Raw genomic sequence first — 22740 nt, 5'->3', positions numbered from 1 at the left:
TCGCAGGCGAGCACACCGTCTGCAATGAAGACGCGCCGGAGCGTGAAAAATCATCGCCGTCGACCGGCCCGCCATGCGGAGGAGCGTCGGGGTACCTCAGCGGCGGCTGGCCCGTCTGAAGCCGATGGCGGCGGGCACGGCGAACAGCAGGATCGCACCGGCCGACCAGGCGAGGGTGAGCAGTAGTGGGCGGGCGACGGGCCCGTGGTCGGCGAGGCCGCGCATGGCATCGACGGCGACCGACATCGGCTGATTGCGGACGAGCGGCTGGATCCAGGTGGGGAAGGCGACCAGCGGCACGAATCCGGTGCTGAAGAACATCATCAGCGAGGTGAGGATGGTGATCCCCTCCACCAGCGAGGACTTCGCCGTGTAGACGGCCACGGCGGTGACGATGGTGGCGAAGGCCAGCCCGAAAACCACCGGGACCAGCAGGAAGACGAGCGCCGCCAGCGGTCCCTGCTGGAATCGGAAGCCGAGCAGCACCCCGACGATCACGACGGTGACGGTACCGAGCAGGATGCGGCATCCCTCGGCGAGGATGCGGGAGGCCAGGCCGGAGGCCCGGTGCACGGGCAGCACCCAGAAGCGGGCGAGCAGCCCGGCGTCGCGTTCGCGGCCGAGCAGTACTCCGCTCGCCACGGCACCGGAAAGGGCGCCGACGATCGCGACCATCGGGACCGAGCTGGACAGCGCGTTCTCCCCGGTGAACCGCTCGATCTGGCCGCCGACCACGATGTCGAGCATCACGAGCAGCAGACACGGGATGAACAACGCCTCGAGCACGGTGATCGGATTGCGGGCCCAGCGCAGCAGCAGGCGCTGGGTCTGGATCGTCGTCTGCCGGACCAGTGCCACCGGTGAGGTCTCCGACTGCGTTGTCATCACGCCCTCCTCGAACTCAGCCGGATCGCCGCCGGGGTGCAGATCAGCAGGATCGCGGCCAGCCACAACAGCGACGGGCCCATCAGCGACCAGGTCACCGCGCCGGTGTCGGCCTTGGTGTCACCGGCGAGCGCGCGTAGTCCGGTCGCGAACTGCGAGACGGGCTGGTTGCGCACGAACCACTGGACCCAGGTGGGGAACTGGTCGGCCGGTGCCAGACCTGTCGAGAGCATGCCGAAGATCAACGGCGGCAGCATCAGCGCCTGCGAGGTGGTCTCCGGGCTTTTGGACAGCGTGCCGATCACATCGGCGCCCAGGGTGAACGCGATACCGATGAGCAGGGACAGCGCCAGGAACCCGAGGGTGTGCGCGGCGTCGAGCCGGAACCGGAACCCGATCACGTAACCGGACGCGATCGCCGCCGCCAGCGCCAGCAGCAGCCGGAACAGGTTGCCCGACATCCGAGCCGCCACCGGAACCAGTGGCCGCAGTGGCATCGAGGCGAATCGCCGGTCGATCCCGGCGACGGAATCGGTGGCCGATCGGAACGCGGCCGAGATGGCCGTGAACGCCGCCGCCTGCAAGATGACCAGCGGCATCATGTACTGGGCGTAACTGCTGAAACCGTTGCCGGAGAACGACATCACCGTCTTCAACGGAATGTAGAAGCTGGCGGTGAAGGCTGCCGGTGCCAGCAGCGAGGCCAGCACCTCACCGGATTTGACCGACGGCACGATCAGCCGGGTGGTCAGTACCCACCACTGCTGCAGCGTGTTCGGGGCGGCGCGCCAGTGCGTCTGCCAGGTGGCGGCGGTCATGAGATGGCCTGCGGTGCGGCTTCGGTCGAGGCGAGGTGACCGGTGAGCTGGAGGAACACGTCGTCGAGCGAGGGCCGTCGCAGGGCGATGTCGACAAGTTCGAGCCCGGCGTTGTCGAGCCGCCGCAGGGCTTCGGCGAGCGTTTTCGCACCGTCGGGGGCGGGGATGGTGATGCGGTCCGATTCCGGGGTGAGGGCCGCCAGGTGCTCGGCGGGGAGCAAGGTGCCGAGCGCCGCCACGATCGCGGGCAGCTCCTGCAGATCCAGCGGCACGATCTCGCAGTAGCTGCCGCCGGTGCGGTGCTTGAGCTCGTCGGCGGTACCCGAGGCGATCACCACACCGTGGTCGATCACGATGATCCGGTCGCTGAGGGCGTCGGCCTCCTCCAGGTACTGGGTGGTGAGCAGGGTGGTGATGCCCGCGCTCTTGAAGCTGCGCACCAGATCCCAGACGCCCTGTCTGCTGCGCGGGTCGAGACCGGTGGTCGGCTCGTCGAGGAACGCCACGTCGGGCCGAACCACCAGGCCGCAGGCGATATCGATGCGGCGCCGCATACCGCCGGAGTAGGTGCCGACGCGTCGATCGGCGGCCTGGTCGAGGTCGAATTCGGCGATGAGCTCACTGGCCCGGGCGCGGGCGTCCGTTTTGCGCAGACCCATCAGCCTGCCGAACATCACCAGGTTCTCGTAGCCGCTGAGCATGTCGTCGAGCGCGGCGTACTGACCGGTGAGCATGATCCGTTTGCGCACCGCGGCCGGGTCGGCGACGACATCGTGGCCGGCGACCGTCGCCCGGCCACGGTCGGGCATGACGAGGGTGGACAGGACGTTCACCATGGTCGTCTTGCCCGCGCCGTTGGGGCCGAGGATGCCGAGCACCTCGCCGGGCGCGGCCTCGAAGTCGATGCCGCGCAGGGCGCGCACCTCCCCGAAGGATTTCTCGATCCCCTCGACGACGACGCCACCGGTGCCGGTGTGCGCAGGGCTGTGTACGACAGTGTGTTCGACACTCATATCCGGTCTCCTGCTTCCATGTGGTCGTCGAGCACCGGCGAGATCACCGACAGTGCGTAGGGGTTGGTCAGGTCGTCGTGGGACACGTCGACGTCGTGGTCGACGATGTCGCCGGTCACGTAGGGCCGCCAGCCGTCGGGTCCCATCCATTCGGCGGGGTCTACGGTGGCGCTGAAGTAGAGGACATCGCCCTGGTAGACGGGGCGCCGGTAGCCGGTTCTCGTCCCCGCGGAGGCGTTGTAGGAGCCCGCCATCCGCTCGATGGTCGCGGCGTCGATGAGTTCGACGCCGCCGAGCCGGGCGGTGATGAGGTCGGCCGCCTCCTCGGCCGTCGAGGTGGCGGGGACATCGTCGATGCCGAAGATCGCCCCGAAGGTGTTGACGAACGCACCGGGCGAGAGGCGTTCGATGGTGTCACCGTCGATGTCGGCGGTGTCGGTGTCCAGGAGCGCGACCACCCCGACTCGCTCACCCGCCGCGGCCAATTCGACCGCCATGGCGTGGGCGATCAGGCCGCCGAAGGACCAGCCGAGCAGGTGATACGGGCCGGTCGGCTGGACGGCGCGGATCTCGCGCACGTAGCGGTGGGCGAATTCCTCGATGGACCGAGCCGACGGTTCCCGGCCGCTGAGATCGGGCGCTTGCAGCCCGTAGATCGGTCGTCCCGGGCGTAGTTGCTCGGCCAATCCCAGGTAGCTCCAGGACATTCCGGAGGAGGAGTGGACGCAGAACAGGGCGGGGCGGTCGCCGCCGGGCCGGATCGGCAGCAGGACGTCGAGACCGAGGCCTGCAGGTCCTGCTTTGGTGGGTGCGGCGGTGCGGGCTGTCATCGCGGCGGCTTCGTCGGCCGAAGCGGTTCGAGCGGCGGGTGTTTCGGCGAAGCGGGCTGCCGCGCGCATCGCGTCAGTCCACAGGGCGGCGAGCTCGGTGACGTCTTCCTCGGCCAGTAGTTCTGCGGCGTAGCCGAATTCGGCGTGCAGGCGTTCGCCCGTGACCATAGCGTTGATGTCGACGGCCGACATGATCGGCACATCCTGGTGCTCGGGTGCGGCCAGGTCGCCGAGCGCGTCGGTGGGTAGCCAGCCGAGCCCTTCGAGGCCGACGGGGATCTCGACGGAGGTGTGCCTGCCGAGGTAGTTCAGGCAGATCTGGCCGGGTAGCCGAGCCGGAAGCTGTTGTGCGGTCGTGTGATTCAGGTAGCGCAACATCCCGAAGCCGATGCCCTTGTCCGGCACCGACAGCAGGTCGTGCTTCACCGCCCGGATGGCCGCACCCATCGCGGTCCCGCCCGTGAACGCCTCGTCGACATCGACGCCGTCGAGATCGAGCCGGACCGGGTACAGGGTGGTGAACCAGCCGATGGTTCGTGACAGGTCGGCGCCCGGCACGATCTCCTCCTGCCTGCCGTGGCCTTCCAGCCGCAGCAGCGCCGAACGCTCGCTGACGCCGCGGCGCAGCCGCCATCGGACCAGGGCCAGGGCGAGGGTGGCCAGCAGCGCGTCGGTGACCGTCCCCTGGAACAGCCGGGGCAGGGTGGTGAGCAGCGCCGCAGTGGTGCCCTCGTCGACCTCGATGCCGAAACGGCGCACCGTGTGTGCCTGATCGATCGCCGGATCGAGGTGCCGCGTGCCGAGCAGCGGGTCGGGACCGTTCACCACCTGCTGCCAGTAGCCGAGTTCGGATTCGCGCCGTTCGGAGTTCGTCTGTTCGGTGAGGGCGTGCGACCAGCGCCGCATCGAGGTGCCGATCTCGGGCAGCACCGGTGTGGTGCCCGCGGCGACCTGAGCCCAGGCGGCGATCAAGTCCTGCACCAGGATTCGCCACGACACGCTGTCGATCGCGAGATGGTGGGCCACCACGATCAGCCGACCGGGCCGGGTGTGCGAACCGGCATCACCGACCGGGTCGAGCCACACGAATTGCAGCACGACACCATCGGCGGGACGCAGCCGGTTCATCGCGGTGTCGAGTTCGGTCTGCGCGAATTCCCGCAGGTCGACCGGGTCGGCGGCGGAGTCGAACGCGGTGCGGTGCACCAGGGCGTCGACGTTCACCGACCCCGGCTCGGCGACCCGCAGCCGCCAGCCGTCCGCGCTCGCCCACAGCCGCGATCGGAGCATGTCGTGCCGGTCGATCACGGCCGTGAGCGTGGCGACGAGCGCGGCCCGGTCGATGCCCACGGGCAGTTCGAGGACTGCCGTCTGGGCGAACCGGTCGAAGTCCCCGCCGCGTTCGACCATGTACCGCACGATCGGGGTCAGCTGGAGGTCTCCGGTGCCACCGCCGGGCAGTTCGGCGAGCGCTTCGACGGTGTCGGCGGCGTCGATCGCGGCGCCGAGCGCGGCCACGGTGCGGTGTTCGAACACCTGCAGGGGCGTGCAGTGCACACCGCGCAGCTTGGCCTGAGTCACCAGCTGGATCGCGAGGATGCTGTCGCCGCCGAGCGCGAAGAAGGAATCATCGATGCCCACCTGATCGCGGCCGAGCAGCTCGGCGTACACCTCGGCCAGCATCTTCTCGGTCGGAGTCTGCGGTGCTCGATAAGGCGCCTCGTCGGTGACGAATACCGGTGCGGGCAGCGCCTTTCGGTCCAGTTTGCCGACCGCGTTCACCGGGATCTCGTCCAGGACGACGAAGGCCGCGGGCACCATGTACGCGGGCAGGCTGTCGGCCGCCAGGGCGCGGACGCGGTCGATATCCAGTTCGGCCCCGGGCACGCGCACCAGGTAGGCGGCGAGCGCGGTGGCTCCGGTCGGGCCGGGAACACCAAGTGTCACAGCCACTTCCACTCCATCGATGCCGCTGAGGACCGCGTCGATCTCGCCGAGCTCGATGCGCTGACCACGCACCTTCACCTGGAAATCGGTGCGGCCCAGATATTCCAGGGCGAGCCCGGACACACCACGGGACCAGCGCACTAGATCGCCGGTGCGATAGAGGAGGTCACCGGGGGCGCCGAACGGGTCGGCGACGAACCTGGCCGCCGTGAGCCCCGGCCGGGCGTGGTAACCACGCGCCAAGGCGGTGCCTGCGAGGTAGAGCTCACCCGCGACGCCGACCGGTACCGGGCTCAGCCGGTCGTCGAGCACGAGTGCCGCGGCACCACGCAACGGAGTGCCGATCGTGACCGGCTCCGTCGCCGACAGCGGCCCGGAACCTGTTGCCCAGATGGTGTATTCGGTGGGGCCGTACAGGTTGACCATCGTCCGCCCGTCGGTGCCACCGCACCACCGCGCGACCAGGTCGGGACCGACCGCTTCGCCTGCCACCGCGAGAACCCGCACACTCGACACCTCGGCGGGATCGATGGTGGACAGTGCCGAGGGGGTGATCACCATGTGGGTCACCCCCTCGGCCGCGATGAGTTCGGCCAGGGGTGCCCCACCGAACACGTCCGGCGGAGCGATGACGGCGGCGGCGCCACAGCCGAAGGCCATCAGCGCCTCGAAGATCGAGGCGTCGAAACTCGGTGAGGCGACCTGCAAGACGCGGGCGTGCACGTCCGAACGCAGATCGGCGCGCTGGGCGGCGACCAGATCGGCCAGGCCATGGTGGGTGACGGTGACGCCCTTCGGGATACCGGTCGACCCGGAGGTGTAGATCATCCAGGCCGGGTTCTCGACCCTGATCGGTGCCGGGAGGTCTTCGAGCGCGCTGTCGTCGGCGGCGTCCAGGCGCGCGGCGAAGTCCGGGTCGTCGAGGATCAGCCAGCGGGTGGCGTCCGACAGCGCGGGTCGGTATTCGGCGAGGGTGATCCCCACGCGCGCACCGGAATCGGTGAGCATGTGCTCGATGCGGTCGGCCGGATGCTTCGGATCGACCGGCAGGAACGCCGCGCCTGCCTTCGCCGCGGCCCAGATGCCGAGGTGCAGCTCGGGGCAACGAGGAAGGCCCAGGGCGACAACGGTTTCCGTGCGCGCGCCCGCCGCGATGAGCAGCCGGGCCAGCTGGTTGGAGCGGGCATCGAGGGCGCGGTAGGTCGTCGTGCCGATGGTGCCGGCGACCAAGGCGGGACGGTCGGGGTAGGTGGTCGCTGTGGTGGTGAGCAGCTGGGCAAGGGTGGTTGTTCCGGCGGTGGCGGGCCCGCGCACCGGAACCAGTTCGGCGCGTTCGGCTTCCGCGAGGATGTCGATGTCGGACAGCCGGGTGTCGGGGGCGGTGAGGACGGTGGTGAGTACCTGCTTCCAGCGGTCGGCGAAAGAGACGACGGTGGCCGGGTCGAACAGGTCCGTCGCGTAGGTGAGGACGCCGTCGATACCTGCCGCACCGGAATCGGTGAAGCGTTCGCGCAGGTCGAGGGTGAGGTCGAAGGCCGAGGAGCGCCGGTCGAAATCCTCGACCTCGAAACGCAGCCCGGCTAGCTCGAGGACCGGTTCGACGAAGTTCTGCAGCGACAACGACACCTGGAACAGCGGGTGATGCGCGGTGGACCGGGTGGGGTCCAGGGCTTGGACGAGTTGTTCGAACGGCACGTCGGCATGGGCGAACGCGTCGAGGTCGGTGGCGCGGACGGCGGCGAGCAGTTGCCGGAAATCGGTGCCGGGGTCGACCGCGGTGCGCAGGGCGAGGGTGTTCACGAACATCCCGACCAGGTCGTCGAGGGCCGCATCGCCCCGGCCGGCGATCGGCGTGCCGATGACGACGTCGTCGCTGCCGCCGAGCCGGGCGAGCAGGACCGCCAGCGCCGCGTGCACCACCATGAAGACGCTCACCTGGTTGGCGGCGGCGAAGTCGATCAGTGCCCGGTGCGTCTGCTCGTCGATGCCGAAGTCCACGTCGTCGCTGCGCATCGTCTGCACGGCGGGGCGTGGCCGGTCCGAGGGCAGTTCCAATGCGTCCGGCGCGCCGGCGAGCGTTTCACGCCAGTACGCAACCTGCTGGGCGGCAAGAGATTCCGGCTCCGAGGGGGAGCCGAGCAGTTCGCGATGCCACAGCGCGAAGTCCGCGTACTGCACTGCGAGCGGCGGCCGCGAGGGTGCCTCGCCCGCGACCCGCGCCGAATACGCGGCGACCAGATCGGCGGCCAAGGGCGCCATCGACGCACCGTCGGCGCTGATGTGGTGCACCACGAGAACCAGGACGTGCTCGGTCACACCATCAGCGGTTTCGTTGCCCGATGGCCGGGCAGACCGGTCGGCTCCAGCGCGCTGCGTGTGCGCAGAAGGGCGCTGTGGCATGGCCGGAGACGAGTCCGACAGCGCGCTGTCGACTGGTTCGGTGTCCCGATCTCGGCTCACGGCGGCGGGACGAACCGCGAACAGTCCGATGCGCAGGGGTGCCTCGCGGGTGAGGTCGAACCCGGTGCCCGCCAGCTCGTTGATCCGAGCACGCAGTGCGGCACCGTCTTCGGTTTCGATCAGCGGCATCACCGGCGTGGCGGTGTCGATACCGACGACGACCTGACGTGGGCCCTCGGCGTCGGCGGGGTAGCGGGTGCGCAGGCTTTCCTGGCGGTCGATCACGTCGATGAGCGCCCCGCGCATGGCCTCGACATCCAGGGTTCCGGTGAGGCGCAGCGCGATCGCGATGTTGTAGGCCGACGAGGCGGGATCCAGCTGGTTGAGCACCCACATGCGCTGCTGGGCCGGGGACAGCGGAATGCGGTCCGGGCGCACCCGGGGCGCGAGCGCGGGCCGTCCGGGACTGCCCTCCGCGGCGGGTATCACCCGTGCCGACAGTTGCGCCACCGTCGGCGCGTCGAACAGGTCGCGCAGGGCGATGGTCGAGCCGAGCGCCGCATTGACCCGCGCCACCACTTTGGTCGCGCTCAGCGAATTGCCGCCCAGTTCGAAGAACGACTGGTCGACGCTCACCCGCTCGCTGCCGAGCACCTCGGCGAAGACCTCGGCAACGGATTGTTCTACGGGCGTGCGCGGTGCCAGATACGCCAGCCGGGCCGCCGAGAAGTCCGGTACCGGAAGGGCTTTGCGGTCCAGCTTGCCGACCGGTGTGAGCGGGATGTCGTCGAGCACGACGACATACGCGGGCACCATGTAACCGGGCAGTTCGGCCGCGACCCGCGCCCGCAACCGCTCGGTGTCGAGTTCGACGTGCGGGACCGGCAGCACATAGGACACGAGCACGGTAGCGCCCGCCGGCCCTCCGCGCCCGATGGTGACCGCGTAGTCGACCTCCTCGTCGCGCGAGAGCACCGCGTCGATCTCACCGAGCTCGATGCGCAGACCACGGATCTTCACCTGGAAGTCGCTGCGGCCCAGGTACTCCAAGCTGAGCTGGGCGTCCGCGTCGGTCACCCAGCGCACCATGTCGCCGGTCCGGTACATGCGCTCGCCGGGCGCGCCGAACGGATCGGCGACGAAGCGACCGGCGGTCATCTCGAAGCGGTTGAAGTAACCGCGGGCCAGCGCGGGACCCGACAGGTACAGCTCACCGGCGATACCGACCGGGACCGGTCGCAACCAGCTGTCGAGCACCACCACCGCCGCACCGCGAATCGGCCCACCGATGGTGACCGGCGCACCGGCCACGAGTTCGGCAGGACCGGTCGCCCAGATACTGAACTCGGTCGGCCCGTACAGGTTCACCATGCGCCTGCCCGCGGCCCACTTCTCGATGAGCTCGGGGGTGGCCGCCTCGCCCGCCACCGCGAGTACCCGCAGGTCGGTGAGGTCTGTGGGTTCCATCGTGGCCAGAGCCGACGGCGTGATGACCGCGTGGGTGACGCGTTCGGTGCGCAGCAACGTCTCCAGCTCGCTGCCGCCGTACACCTCCGGTGGGGACACCACGAGCCGGCCACCCGCCGCGTGCGCGGTGAGCATTTCGAAGACCGACGCGTCGAAGCTGGGGGAGGCCACCTGCAACGCACTCGCCGACGGATCGAGAGCGAGCGTTTCGCGCTGGGCGGCAACGAGATTGGCGAGGCCGCGATGACTGAGCAGGACCGCCTTCGGTTTGCCGGTCGATCCGGAGGTGTAGATCAGGTAGGCGGTGTGGTCGATGTCGAGGGGTCCGCCGCGTTCGGCATCGGTGATCGGCGCGTCCGACACCAGCATGACCCGGCGCAGAGTGTTCAGGTCGTCCAGCAGCAGCCAGTCGATGGATCCGGGCAGGGTCTCGCCGGTCTCGGTGACGGTGACACCGATGGGCGCCTTGGAATCGGCGAGCATGTGCTCGATCCGCTCCACCGGGTAGCTGGGGTCCAGCGGCACGAACGCCGCGCCCGTCTTGGCCAGCGCCCACACCGCCACCACCGACTCCAGGGATCGGGTCAGGGCGAGCACGACGAACACCTCGGGCCCGATGCCCCGGCCCAGCAGGACCCGCGCGAACCGGTTCGACCAGGCGTCGAGTTCGCCGTAGGTCATGCGCAGGTCGCCCGAACTGACCGCGATCGCGGTGGGGTCGATGCGGGCGCCCGCCGTCAGTACGTCGGGCAGGGTGCGCATCGGCAGCGCCGGGGCACCGTATACCGGTGCCAGCGAGGCCCTTTCGTCGTCGTCGCAATGTTGCAGACGGGCCACCGGGATGCCCGGATTCTCGGCGAGCTCACCGAGGAGTCGGACGAACCGGTCCAGAAGGGACTGTGCCGCAGTGTGTTCGAGCTGATCGGCCATGAATTTGACGGTGATGCGCAAGGTGTCGCCCGCGTCGTCCTCGCCGCGCAGCGGAATCACCATGAGGTTCAACGGATAGGGCGTGGCGTCGGTGCCCTCCACGTCCAGTACGCGCATCCCGGCGATGTCGAGGGCCTGTGACAGCGCCGCCCGGTCGATCGGATAGGACTCGAAAACGGTGAGTGTGTCGAACAATTCGGCCAGCCCGACAGCGTGATGGATCGCCGCAAGCCCTACATGCTGGTGGTCCATCAGCCGCGCCTGCTCGGCCTGGACCCGGGCCAGCAGGTCGGTGACCCGCTCGCCGGGGTCGAGCGTCACCCGCACGGGCAGCGTGTTGATGAACAGCCCGACCATCTCCTCGACGCCGGGCAGCTCCGGCGGCCGACCCGACACGGTGCTGCCGAACACCACATCGGTGCGGCCGGTGAGCATGGTGAGCACCAGCGCCCAACCCGCCTGCACGAGGGTGTTCACCGTGGCACCGGCGGCGCGGGCGGCGGATTCGAGAGTGGCGACGGTGGTGCGTGGCAGATCGCGCGAGATCATCGCCGTCTCGGTCGACTCGATCCCGGCCAGGGTGGGGACCGCGCGGGTCGGGGTGTCGATCCCGGCCAGCGACCGCGTCCACGCGTCCAGCGATTCCTGGGCGTCCTGCTCCGCGAGCCAGGACAGGAATTCGCGGTAGGACCGAGGCGGCGGCAGCGGTGCGGTGTCGCCCGCGGTGACGTAGAGGGCGAGCAGTTCACGGACCAGCAGGGGCGTCGACCAGCCGTCGAGTACCAGGTGGTGGTTGGTCATCACGAGGCGGTACGTGTCGGGCGCCGTCGTGATCAGGGTGAACCGCAGCAGCGGGGGACGGGTGAGGTCGAAGCGGGTGAGCGCGTCCAGTTCGACAACGCGGTCGAGCTCGAGCTCCCGCTGTTCCTCGGCGATATCGGTGAGATCGATCTCGTTCCACTGGATCTCGGCCTCGGCGAGGACGAGTTGGCGTGGTCCGTCGGCGGTTTCGACGAACGCCGCCCGCAGGTTCTCGTGCCGGTCGACCACGGCCTGGGCCGCGCGGCGCAGGCGGGTGCTGTCGACGGTGCCCGCCAGGGTGAGCAGGGACTGGACGGTGTAGCCGTCGGCGGTGTCGGAGTCGTAGAGCGCGTGGAACAGCAGTCCGTACTGCAGCGGCGAGAGCGGCCACACATCGGCGAGGTTCGGATAGGTCGACTCCCAGTTGTCGATCTGGGACTGATCGACCGTGACGAGAGCGAAGTCCGAGGGTGTGCGCCCACCTGCCCTGTCGGTGCGCGCATGGTCGGCCAGTGCGTCGAGTGCCTGTGACCACAGCTCGCTCAGCTCTCGCACGTCGGCTTCGCCGAGCAGCCTGCCCGCGTACGCCCAGGTGACCTCCAGCCCCGCCTCGGTGAGCACGGCGTTGACGTCGACGACGGCGGCCAGGGGCGCGCGGTCGTCGTTGGTCGCGGCGAAGCGGCGCGGCAGCCAGGGGTCCTCGCCGGTGACCGCCCGGCCCAGATAGTTGAAGCTGAGCTGGGGCATCGGCGCGTCCGCCAGGGCCGGTGCCGTCTCACTGTTCAGGTACCGCAGGAGTCCGTAGCCGACGCCCCGATCGGGGACGGCGCGCAACTGCTCCTTGGTCGCCTTGACGACCGAGCCCGCCGAGTCGCCGCCTGCGAACGCATCGTCCAAGTCGATGCCCGCCAGGTCGATCGCGACGGGGTAGACGGTGGTGAACCAGCCGACGGTGCGGCCGATATCGGCACCGGGCAGCAGGGATTCGCTGCGGCCGTGACCTTCCAGGGTCAGCAGGGTGCCCGTGCGCGCGCGCCAGCGGCACACCGCCATGGTGAGCGCGGCGAGCAGTACATCGTCCGCGCCGCAATGGAATCGCTCGGGAACGGCGGTGAGCACCGCATGCGCGACCTCGGTGGGGACGGTCGATCGCAGCTGCGCCATGGTGGCGACCACATCGCGGGACGGATCGAAGGTGTCGCGGCCGAACGCCGGGTCGGGGGTGGCCGCGATCCGCTGCCAGACGGGCAGCTCGCCGGCACGCAGCGCTGCCTGTTCCGCCTGAGCGTGTGCCCACCGCCGGAACGAGGTCCCGACCGGAGCGGGCGTGCCACCGAAGGCGGCTATTGCCAAGTCGGGCAGCAGGATTCGCCAGGACACACCGTCGGTGACGAGGTGGTGCAGCACGAGCCAGCACAGCGGAGCGGCATCCGTGCGTTCGATCAGCACGCATCGCACCACGACGCCTGCGGCGGGATCGAGCAGGTCCGCCGCGTCCTGCAATGCGCGGTCGACATCGTCGTCGGAATCCGACCGCATCACCTCGACGAGACTGTCGGCGTCGATCGAACCGGGCTCGGCGACAACCCATTCCCCGGTGTCGCGCAGCGAGCTGCGCAGCAGATCGTGATGATCGAGCAGCACTCCGAGCGCCGCGGCGAGGGTCTCGCGGCGGGTGCCGTCGGGCAGCCCGATCAGGACGGCTTGACCGTAGCGACCCCACGGCTCACCGTGCTCGATCATGGCGTGCACGATGGGCGTGAGTTCCACCGCGCCGACACCGCCGCCGGGCAACTCGTGCACCACGGTGGCCTCGGCGTCGCCCGCGATCGCGGCCAGCGCGGCCACGGTCTTGCGTTCGAACACATCGCGCGCGCTGAACGCGATCCCCGCCGCCTTCGCCCGCGAGACCAGCTGAATGGACACGATGCTGTCACCGCCGAGGGCGAAGAAACTGTCGTCCACCCCCACCGTGTCCACCCCGAGCACCTCGGCGAACAGGGCGGCCAGGGCTTCCTCGCGCGGTGTGGACGGCGCCCTGCTTGCCACGGCTCGGGCGCCGAAATCCGGTGCGGGCAGGGCCTTGCGGTCCACCTTGCCGAGCGGAGTGAGCGGAACCCGGTCGAGCACGATCACCGAGGCGGGCACCATATACGCCGGAAGGGTCTCGCCGACAGCGGCTTTCACCGCCTCCGGATGTGCATCGGCACCCGGCTCGACGGTGATGTAGGCGGCGAGAGCGGTCGCGCCGGACGGTGTCTCGACACCGAGGGTGATGGCGAAGTCGACGGCGGGCAGCCGTTGCAGCGCGGCATCGATCTCGCCGAGTTCGATCCGGTATCCGCGCACCTTCACCTGGAAGTCGCTGCGGCCCTGGTATTCCAGCGTGAACCGGCCGTCGTCGGCGGTCCAGCGCACCAGGTCGCCCGTGCGGTACATGCGCGCTCCCGGCGCGTACGGGTCGGCGACGAAGCGGCTCGCGGTCAGACCGCCGCGCCGGTGGTAACCACGCGCCACCCCGGGGCCCGACAGGTACAGCTCACCCACCGTGCCCGGCGCGACCGGCCGCAACCACGGATCGAGCACCAGCCCGTTCACCCCACGGGCGAGCCCACCGATGGTGACCGGGCCGCCCGGAGTCAGCGGTTCGCTCAGCGTGGCGGTGACCGTGGTCTCGGTGGGGCCGTACCCGTTGAGCAGCCTGCGCCCGACCCACTTCGACACGAGCTCGGGCGGGCAGGCGTCGCCACCGACCACGATGGTGGACAGGTCGGGCAGGGTCGCCGGATCGAGCGAGCCGACGACCGCCGGGGTCACGTTCAGATGGGTCACGCGGTGCGCGCGCAAGACCTGCGCCATGTCCTCGCCCGCGTAGGCCGACGGCGGCACGACAGCGAGGGTGGCCCCGGCCGCAAGCGTCACCAGGATTTCCTCCACGGAGATGTCGAAGCTCGGGGAAACAGCGTGCGCGACAACAGAACCCGGATCGACACCGAAACCCGCACCCGAACCGGCGGCGAGATTCGCCAGTCCGCGATGCGACACGAGCACGCCCTTGGGCAATCCGGTCGAGCCCGAGGTGTAGATGACGTAGGCGACCTGATCGGGGTGGATCGAGGCGGTCCGGTCGGCGTCGGTGATCGGTGTGGCCTGCTGCGCGGTGACGCGGCCGACGGTGACTTCGTCGTCGAGGCAGAGCCAGTCGACCTTGTCGGACAACGATTTCCGTGCCTGGGTCACCGTCAGGCCGGTCACCACCGCGCTGTCGTCGATCATGTGCTCGATCCGGTCGTCCGGATAGGTCGGATCGATCGGGACGAAGGGCGCACCCGACTTGGCGACCGCGATCGTGGCGAGCGTCGATTCGGCCGAGCGCGGAATCGACAGCGCCACACCGTGTTCCGGTCCGGCACCGGTTGCGATGAGCACGCGGGCCAGGCGATTCGTGTAGTCGTCGACCTCGCGGTAGGTCATCGTGTCGTCCACGCCCCAGCGCAGGGCCACCGCGTCGGGATCGATCGCGGCGCCCGCGGCGAGGATCTCGGGCAGGGTGCGCTGCGCGATCCCGGCCGCGCCGCGCGCGGGCACCGAGACGGCTTGCTCGGCATCGGCGAGCACGTGGACCGACGACAGCGGCGCCTCGGGGCCCGCGGCGAGGAAACGATGCAGGAACCGCAGGAAACGGTCGTGATGCGCGGCCAGCTCCGCGGGACTGTAGAGGTTGCCGTTGCCCTGGAGATCGATATGGGTGCTCTCGCCACCCATCCCCGGATACAGGTTGACGAACAGATCGTCGATCAGGCCGGAGGTGAGCACATGCAGGCGGCCGACGACCGGGCCGAGCGCGATCTTGGTGTCCACCATCATCAGGTTCACCGCCGGCCCGAACGACACCGCCTCGTCCATCGACCAGCCCAGATCGCGGATGATGTCCTCCTGGCGGTACCGCTGCCGTCGCAGCGCCCCCGTGAGCTCGCTCTGCACGGCGAGGATCGCCGCACCCACCGTGGTGGTCGGTTCGAGACGGACCCGCAGCGGGACGACATTGGCCAGCATGCCGCCCGAGCGGCGCAGCGTCGCGGAGGTCCGCGCCGACACCGGCAGGCTCAGCACGACTTCGGGCGCACCGGTCATCGCGGCGAGATAGGCGCCGAAGGCGGCCACCACGGTCGGTGCGACCCCCGAATTGATCTCGGCGGCAACCGAATCCAGCAGTGCGCTCGTCTCGGCGGGCAGCGCGCCTGCCACCCGGGTGGGATGACTGTCGACCTCGGCGGCACGACCGGCGAGGGTGACCGGGTCGGGCAGGTCGGCCAGATGGGTGCGCCAGTACTCACGGTCGGCCGCGAAACGGTCCGAGCTGCGGTAGGCCAGGTCGGCCTCGACGATGCGCTGCAACGGCTCGGCCTTGGCCGGTGGGGGCTCGCGGCCCTCGAAGGCGGCGTTGTACAGCTCGCCGGTGCGCTGGACCAGCGCCAGCGCACCCATCCCGTCGAGCACGATGTGATGCATCCGCGAATACCAGAACCAGCGATCCTCGGCGATCCGCAGCATCGCCAGGCGGACCAGACGGTCACGCGTCATGTCCAGCGGCGCGGAGTACTCGGCGCGCATCCAGGCGTGCGCGGCCACTTCCGGATCGGGTTCGCCGCGCAGATCAAGCTCGGCGATGTCGGCGTCCAGGGTCGGGTCGACGAGTTGATGCGGTTGCCCGTCGATATCGACCAGGCGCACGAATCCGGTGCCGAACTCGCGACCGGTGCGCCGCACGGCCGCGGTCAGCAGCGCGTGGTCGATCGCGCCGCTGAGTTCGACGTACTGGGCGATGGACAGGGGAGTATCGCCCGCGATGTGCTGGGCGAACCAGATGCCCCGCTGGGCGGCGGACAGGGGGAAAGGATCTTCGGGCGCGGTGTCGGACGCTCGCGAAGAAGGCTGGATCATGAGCTGACCTGCGTTTTCATTTCTGGAGCCCGGTGTCCCCGACCGCTTGGTACTGCGCTCAGGCTCCATTCTGGACCTGTGGGGAGCAGACCGGAATGGGTTCAGGAGACCGCGCGCAGATCGATGCCGGACAGCGGGGCGTCCGAGCTCACCAGATAGCGCCGCAGGGTCGACCGATCGTCGAGGACCAGCCAGTCGACGGTGTCGCAGAGTTCGCCGCGCCGAGACCTCGTGGTGATCCCGAAACGGGTGCCGGACTGTTCCTCGGCACTCACCGGGACGGCGCCGATCTTGCGCACCGCGGCCTCGGCGACGACGGCCTCCACCCGGGGATCGACCGCGAGGGCGATCCGGTCGCCCGCGCCCGCGCCACGGCCGAGCAGCAGCCGGGCCAGGCGGTTCGCCCAGCGGTCCAGGTCGGCGTCGGCGAGCCGGCCGTCGGCGATCGGTGCGCCCGAGCGGCGCGGCAGCTGGATGACGTTGTCGGCGGGTGCGGTGACCAGGGTGCTCATCGTGTTCCCCTCGAGGGCTTGACAGCGGTGTTTTCGGTACACCTCTAATCTCGTCGCCCAGGGGCCTCGCCGACAGCGACCCCAGCGGTGGGGCACGCACTCCGAGGGGGACCGAATACCACCCCAAGGTGGGTGAACCGGATCGACCGCGGAGCAGACGCGCCGGAACCCGAAAGGTTGTCCCCGCCAACCGTTGCACCCGCGCGACCTGCGGAGGAAGATGGCGATCGGCGTCTACGGCGCGCCGAATACGACACAGAGTAGGACCCGCGCGGAATGCTGCGGCCGCACGGTTTACGATTCACTTCAACGCATGTCTGCTGCCCTTGTACGAGGCGCGGTCGGCTCTGCGAGTGACGTACAGGCATCTTCAGGAGGATCAGTGACTGCGGTAGAGCCCAGGCCAGTCCCTCAGTTGGAAGCGACTCGACCGTATCCGGCTCGGACCGGGCCGAAGGGCTCGTTCCTCTACAAGGCGGTCACCACCACCGACCCCAAGGTGCTCGGCACCATGTACCTGGTGACGGCGATCAGCTTCTTCATGATCGGCGGCCTCATGGCGCTGCTCATGCGTGGCGAGCTCGCCCGTCCGGGTCTGCAGTTCCTGTCGCCGGAGCAGTTCAACCAGCTGTTCACCATGCACGGCACGATCATGCTGCTGTTCTACGCGACCGCGATCGTGTTCGGCTTCGCCAACATCATCCTGCCGCTGCAGATCGGCGCCCCCGACGTCGCCTTCCCGCGTCTGAACGCGTTCAGCTACTGGCTGTACCTGTTCGGCGCCTCGATGGCGACCGCGGGCTTCGTAACCCCCGGTGGCGCCGCGGACTTCGGCTGGACGGCGTACGTGCCGCTCACCGACATCCTGCACTCGCCCGGTGTCGGCACCGACCTGTGGATCCTTGGTCTTGCCGTGTCCGGTCTGGGCACCATCCTCGGTGGCGTCAACATGCTCACCACCGTGGTCTGCCTGCGCGCACCCGGTATGACCATGTTCCGCATGCCGATCTTCACCTGGAACATCGCGGTCACCTCGGTCCTCGTGCTGCTCGCGTTCCCGCTGCTCACCGCGGCCCTGTTCGGCCTGGCCTACGACCGCCACCTCGGCGGCCACATCTACGACCCGGCCACCGGCGGCATCCTGCTCTACCAGCACCTGTTCTGGTTCTTCGGCCACCCCGAGGTGTACATCATCGCGCTGCCGTTCTTCGGCATCGTCTCCGAGATCTTCCCGGTGTTCAGCCGTAAGCCGATCTTCGGTTACACCACGCTGGTCTACGCGACCCTCGGTATCGCCGCGCTGTCCATCGCCGTGTGGGCGCACCACATGTACGCCACCGGCGCCGTGCTGCTGCCGTACTTCTCGTTCATGACCTTCCTCATCGCGGTCCCGACCGGTGTGAAGTTCTTCAACTGGATCGGCACCATGTGGCGTGGTCAGCTGACGTTCGAATCACCGATGCTGTGGTCGATCGGCTTCCTGGTGACCTTCCTCTTCGGTGGTCTGTCGGGTGTCATCCTGGCCTCGCCGCCGCTGGACTTCCACGTCACCGACTCGTACTTCGTCGTCGCGCACTTCCACTACGTGCTCTTCGGCACCATCGTGTTCGCCACCTTCGCCGGTATCTACTTCTGGTTCCCGAAGATGACCGGCCGCATGATGGACGAGCGTCTGGCCAAGTGGCACTTCTGGGCCACCTTCATCGGCTTCCACACCACCTTCCTGGTGCAGCACTGGCTGGGCGCCGAGGGCATGCCGCGTCGCTACGCCGACTACCTGCCCAGCGACGGCTTCACCACGCTGAACACCATCTCCACCATCGGCGCGTTCATCCTCGGCGCTTCGATGCTGCCGTTCGTGTGGAACACCTTCAAGAGCTACCGCTACGGTGAGGTCGTCACCGTGGACGACCCGTGGGGTTACGGCAACTCGCTCGAGTGGGCCACCACCTGCCCGCCGCCGCGCCACAACTTCTACGAGCTGCCGCGCATCCGCTCGGAGCGTCCGGCGTTCGAGCTGCACTACCCGCACATGATCGAGCGCATGAAGCGCGAGGCGCACGTGGGCTGGGGCTCGGGCAAGCACAACGCCCACGCCGACGAACCCGTGCTGACGAAGTAGCAAGGAACCACCGAACGACCAGGGTGTGCACCTGCTGGGTGACCAGCGGGTGCACACTCTTTTTGTGGGTAAACGAACGGAGCAGATCGACTTGGCCGACACCACAGTTCTCGTGACCGTCACCGGCCCCGACCGACCCGGCGTCACCTCGGTGCTGCTGGCGGCGTTGTCGCGGCATCAGGTGAGCCTGCTGGACGTGGAGCAGGTGGTCATCCGGGGCAGGCTCACCCTCGGTGTGCTGGTCTCGTGCCCGAACGACCCCGAGGCGCTGCAGGACGAGCTCGAAGAGGCGATGAACACCGTCGGCATGCAGGTCGACGTGTCGGTCGACGCGCAGATCGGCAAGCCGCCGATGTCGACCCACGCCGTGGTCGTGCTCGGCTCGCCGGTCACCGCGCACGCCTTCAGCGCGATCTCGCGGCTGCTCGCCGGCCTCGGCGCCAATATCGACACCATCCGCGGCATCGCCGACTACCCGGTGACCGGCATGGAGCTCATGGTGTCGGCGGCTGACTCCGGTGCCGACACCGATGCGCGACTGCGCACGGCGCTGGCCGATGTGGCCGTCGCCGAACAGGTCGACATCGCGGTGGAACGCGCGGGCCTGGCGCGGCGTGCCAAGCGGCTCATCGTGTTCGATGTGGACTCCACCCTCATCCAGGGTGAGGTCATCGAGATGCTCGCCGCGCACGCGGGCGTCGAGGAGCAGGTTCGCGAGGTCACCGAGGCCGCGATGCGCGGTGAACTCGACTTCGCCGAGTCGCTGCGCCAGCGCGTGGCCACGCTCGAGGGGCTCGACGAATCGGTGATCGAGGAGGTCGCCGACCGCATCGAACTCACCCCGGGCGCGCGCACCACGATCCGCACGCTGCGCAGGCTCGGGTTCCGCTGTGGTGTGGTCTCCGGCGGGTTCCGGCAGGTCATCGAACCGCTCGCACACGAGCTGGAACTCGACTTCGTGCAGGCCAACACGCTCGAGATCATCGACGGCAAACTCACCGGGCGGGTCACCGGCGAGATCGTCGACCGGGCGTTCAAGGCGACCGCGCTGCGCAAGTTCGCCGCCGACGCGGGCGTGCCGATGGAGCAGACCGTCGCCGTGGGTGACGGCGCCAACGACATCGACATGCTCAACGCGGCCGGGCTCGGTGTGGCGTTCAACGCCAAGCCCGCGCTGCGTGAGGTGGCCGATACGGCGCTGTCGCACCCCTACCTGGACGCGGTGCTGTTCATCCTCGGTGTGACGCGTGACGAGGTGGAGGCGGCCGACGCCCGCGACGGCGGGGTCCGTCGAGTTCCGCTGCTCGGCCGTTAGTTCCGGGCACGGCGGGTAATCCCAGCGCAGAAAGACCTTCGGCGTTGGGAGAGTCCGTGCGCAAATTCCTGCTCGTTCCGCTCGTCGTGGCCGGTCTGCTCGCAGGCTGCGGTGACGACGAACCGATCCCCGACAGCATCGGATCGACGACGCTCACCCTGCCGAGCACCGCTCCGGCGGTCGCGAAACCCGCGGTCACCGTCGACCAGTCGGCCGCCGGTCGCACGGTGACCCTCGATGTGGGTCAGGAACTGCGGGTGCGGCTGCCTCAGTCGGCCGACTCGGAGCAGGAATGGGAGCCGGTGAACATCGACGAGGGCATCCTGGTCGCGGAGGAACCCGTGGCCGAGGGCCAGACGACGGTGTGGCCGTTGCGCGCGGTCGCCAAGGGGACGACGACAGTCGAGTTCACCCACGGGCAGCTCGAGGAACCGCCGGTCCGACCCGAGGGCACCTTCCTGGTGACGGTCGAGGTCTCCTAGCGCGCACGGCTCGCTACGCTGGTTCGCACGTGTGGTGTCGATCGAATCGGGTGTGGTGTGGGTAGCGCGGAACTGAGCGGTGGGGAAACCGAGGTGGAGGTCCGCGACGAAGCGGCCGAATTCGCTGTGCGGCACGCCGAATTGGCGCACGGCTACGGCGGCAACGGCGATTCCGACGACCCGGCCATGGTGCAGGCGATGCAGATGGTGCTGCACATCCCGAAGGCCGAACCACCCGCGCGCAGTGCGCTACTGGCCGCTGCGGCCGCCGCCGCGGTCGCGGTGTGCCTCGACCCGCGTTCCGGGCCCGGCGGCGAATGGGAAGCGCGGTATCTGGCGTGGAAGCGCTCACGGATCAGGAAGGTGGCCCGCCGGGCGCGCGGTGCGCAGTGGGTGGCGGCCAACGACGTCGAGGGGGTGACCGTCGACATCGACGGTGCGCAGGCACGGGCCTTCGTCCCCGGCCCGGTCGGCGGAATCGACCCGCGCATCCGCAAACTCCAGATCGGCGGAACCGACCTCGAACACGACGAACCGGGCCCGCCCGACCCCGACCTACCGGTGCTGTGGGTGAACAGCGGACTGGAGATGTCGGTGGGCAAGGCGGCCGCGCAGGTGGGGCACGCGAGCATGCTGCTGGCCGGCGCCATGCCGGTCGAAGCGGCCGCCGCCTGGGCCGAACGCGAATTCCGTTGCGCGGTGCGCGATGCCGACCCGCGACAGTGGTCCGAACTCGTCGCGCAGGTATCGGCGGGACGTGCTGTCGCCGTACGGGACGCAGGCTTCACCGAGGTGGCCCCGGGCTCGATGACGGTGATCGCCGTGCCGTGAGACGGCCGACACGCGCGAGCGGATCGGTCGGCTGTCGTTGCGGTTCGCGCGCGTCGTCGCGATGTTCGGGTGTACCGACGGCATCGTGTGGGTAAGACCTATCGGATACCCGTCCGCAGCGAGAGACACACGGAGGTTCCGCCATGATGACGACAATCGCCGTGATCCTGATCGTATGGGTCGCACTCGCGGTGCCGGTGTCGTTCCTCGCCGCCCGGATGCTGCGCAGCGACCTCGGCGCGTCGCGCGAAGCGGTGCGGCACCGAACCGACGAATCCCACCCGGGCCGGTCGTTCCGCTGAGGGCTCCCGTGGGCCAAGATGGAGCGCGTGTCGCAACCCGATCCAGATCTGCTCATCGACTTCTCCGACGTCACCATCCGCCGCTCGGGCCGAACGCTCGTCGGCCCGGTCACCTGGCAGGTCGAACTCGACGAACGCTGGGTGGTCCTCGGCCCCAACGGTGCCGGTAAGACCTCACTGCTGAGAATGGCTGCCGCCGAGGTCCATCCGACCTCCGGGACGGCGAACCTGTTGGGCGAGACCCTCGGTCGCGTCGACGTCACCGAATTACGCCCACGCATCGGCCTGTCCTCGGCGGCGGTGGCCAGCCGCATCCCCGTCGACGAGAAGGTCAGCGACCTGGTGGTGTCGGCCGGGTACGCGGTGCTCGGCCGCTGGCGCGAACGCTACGACGACATCGACACCGAACGCGCCGTCGACATGCTGGAAACCCTTGGCGCCGAACACCTTTCCGACCGCACCTACGGCACCCTCTCCGAGGGCGAACGCAAGCGGGTGCTCATCGCGCGTGCCCTGATGACCGACCCGGAACTGCTCCTGCTCGACGAACCGGCCGCGGGTCTGGACCTCGGCGGACGTGAGGAACTCGTCGAACGCCTCGGCGATTTGGCTGCGGATCCGGACGCGCCGGCCATGGTTCTGGTGACCCATCACGTGGAGGAGATCCCGCCTGGGTTCACTCATGCGCTGCTGCTCAAGGAGGGTGAGGTGGTCGGGCAGGGGCTGCTCGAGGACGTGCTCACCGCAGACAATCTGAGCAAGGCGTTCAGCCAGGCCATCGCGCTCGACCGGGTTGACGGGCGGTGGTTCGCTCGGCGGGCGCGTCGGTCGGGTGGGCATCGTAGGCGGAACTGACCGGCTGTCGCGCCAGGATCTTTTGGTATTGCGCCCATAGAGGTACTGGCTGTGTTTGTTGGAGCGCTGGCGCGCTCGAGCGCGGCCCCTGAGGGGCCGCGCGAACAGCGCTCGAGACTCGCGCTTCGCGCATGCGCTTCGAGCGCTGTTCGCGCGGCCGGGCCGCTGCGCCGCTTCGCGGCGGACCCTCCTCGAGGTCGGGTCGTGCGGGGCTGGGAGTGCGGTCATGGCGGACTTGAGTGGTGCCGTGTGGCTGGGTGTGCGGTAGGTGGCGGACTCGGGTGGT

11 protein-coding genes are annotated in these 22740 nt (G+C 69.2%); 6 read left to right on the top strand and 5 right to left on the bottom strand.

From position 1 onward, the window contains the following. Nucleotides 1–96: 96 nt before the first annotated feature. From HYG95_RS22720 to HYG95_RS22700, 5 genes are all read right to left on the bottom strand, one after another. A complete protein-coding gene (locus tag HYG95_RS22720; protein ID WP_181700868.1) occupies nucleotides 97–885 on the bottom strand; it encodes an ABC transporter permease in 789 nt (262 codons plus the stop codon). Further along, a complete protein-coding gene (locus HYG95_RS22715) occupies nucleotides 885–1703 on the bottom strand; it encodes an ABC transporter permease (RefSeq protein ID WP_181700866.1) in 819 nt (272 codons plus the stop codon). Before HYG95_RS22715 ends, HYG95_RS22720 begins: the two co-directional genes overlap by 1 nt. Continuing rightward, a complete protein-coding gene (locus tag HYG95_RS22710) occupies nucleotides 1700–2716 on the bottom strand; it encodes an ATP-binding cassette domain-containing protein (protein WP_181700864.1) in 1017 nt (338 codons plus the stop codon). The genes HYG95_RS22715 and HYG95_RS22710 overlap by 4 nt, the downstream gene beginning before the upstream one ends. Continuing rightward, nucleotides 2713–16035: a non-ribosomal peptide synthetase gene (locus tag HYG95_RS22705; protein ID WP_181700862.1), complete on the bottom strand. Its 13323-nt coding sequence runs from the start codon at nucleotides 16033–16035 to the stop codon at nucleotides 2713–2715. Before HYG95_RS22705 ends, HYG95_RS22710 begins: the two co-directional genes overlap by 4 nt. A gap of 101 nt (nucleotides 16036–16136) precedes the next feature. Then, complete coding sequence (locus HYG95_RS22700) at nucleotides 16137–16547, bottom strand: AMP-binding protein (protein WP_181700860.1); 411 nt, start codon at nucleotides 16545–16547, stop codon at nucleotides 16137–16139. Nucleotides 16548–16929: 382 nt separating this feature from the next. On the opposite strand from HYG95_RS22700, the gene ctaD reads away from it, so the two are divergent. The 6 genes from ctaD to HYG95_RS22670 all read left to right on the top strand — a co-directional run bounded on the left by ctaD (nucleotide 16930) and on the right by HYG95_RS22670 (nucleotide 22454). Further along, the gene (gene ctaD / locus HYG95_RS22695) at nucleotides 16930–18669 is read left to right on the top strand and encodes a cytochrome c oxidase subunit I (RefSeq protein ID WP_181700858.1); all 1740 of its coding nucleotides are present in this window, start codon (nucleotides 16930–16932) and stop codon (nucleotides 18667–18669) included. Nucleotides 18670–18754: 85 nt separating this feature from the next. Continuing rightward, complete coding sequence (gene serB / locus HYG95_RS22690; RefSeq protein ID WP_133733910.1) at nucleotides 18755–19984, top strand: phosphoserine phosphatase SerB; 1230 nt, start codon at nucleotides 18755–18757, stop codon at nucleotides 19982–19984. Nucleotides 19985–20040: 56 nt separating this feature from the next. Then, entirely contained in the window at nucleotides 20041–20466 is a 426-nt protein-coding gene (locus HYG95_RS22685) for a protease inhibitor I42 family protein (RefSeq protein WP_181700856.1), read from the top strand. 57 nt (nucleotides 20467–20523) lie between these two features. Continuing rightward, on the top strand, nucleotides 20524–21297 hold the full coding sequence (locus tag HYG95_RS22680) for a peptidyl-tRNA hydrolase (protein WP_181700854.1): 774 nt from the start codon (nucleotides 20524–20526) through the stop codon (nucleotides 21295–21297). A 143-nt stretch (nucleotides 21298–21440) separates the two neighbouring features. Further along, nucleotides 21441–21599, top strand: coding sequence for a hypothetical protein (locus HYG95_RS22675; RefSeq protein ID WP_181700852.1), 159 nt, complete (start codon nucleotides 21441–21443; stop codon nucleotides 21597–21599). An 18-nt stretch (nucleotides 21600–21617) separates the two neighbouring features. Continuing rightward, on the top strand, nucleotides 21618–22454 hold the full coding sequence (locus HYG95_RS22670; protein WP_181700850.1) for an ABC transporter ATP-binding protein: 837 nt from the start codon (nucleotides 21618–21620) through the stop codon (nucleotides 22452–22454). Nucleotides 22455–22740: the final 286 nt, after the last annotated feature.

The organism is Nocardia sp. GTS18, from assembly GCF_013839555.1.
Lineage (GTDB): Bacteria > Actinomycetota > Actinomycetes > Mycobacteriales > Mycobacteriaceae > Nocardia > Nocardia rosealba.
This window is presented reverse-complemented; position numbering and strand designations above follow the sequence as displayed.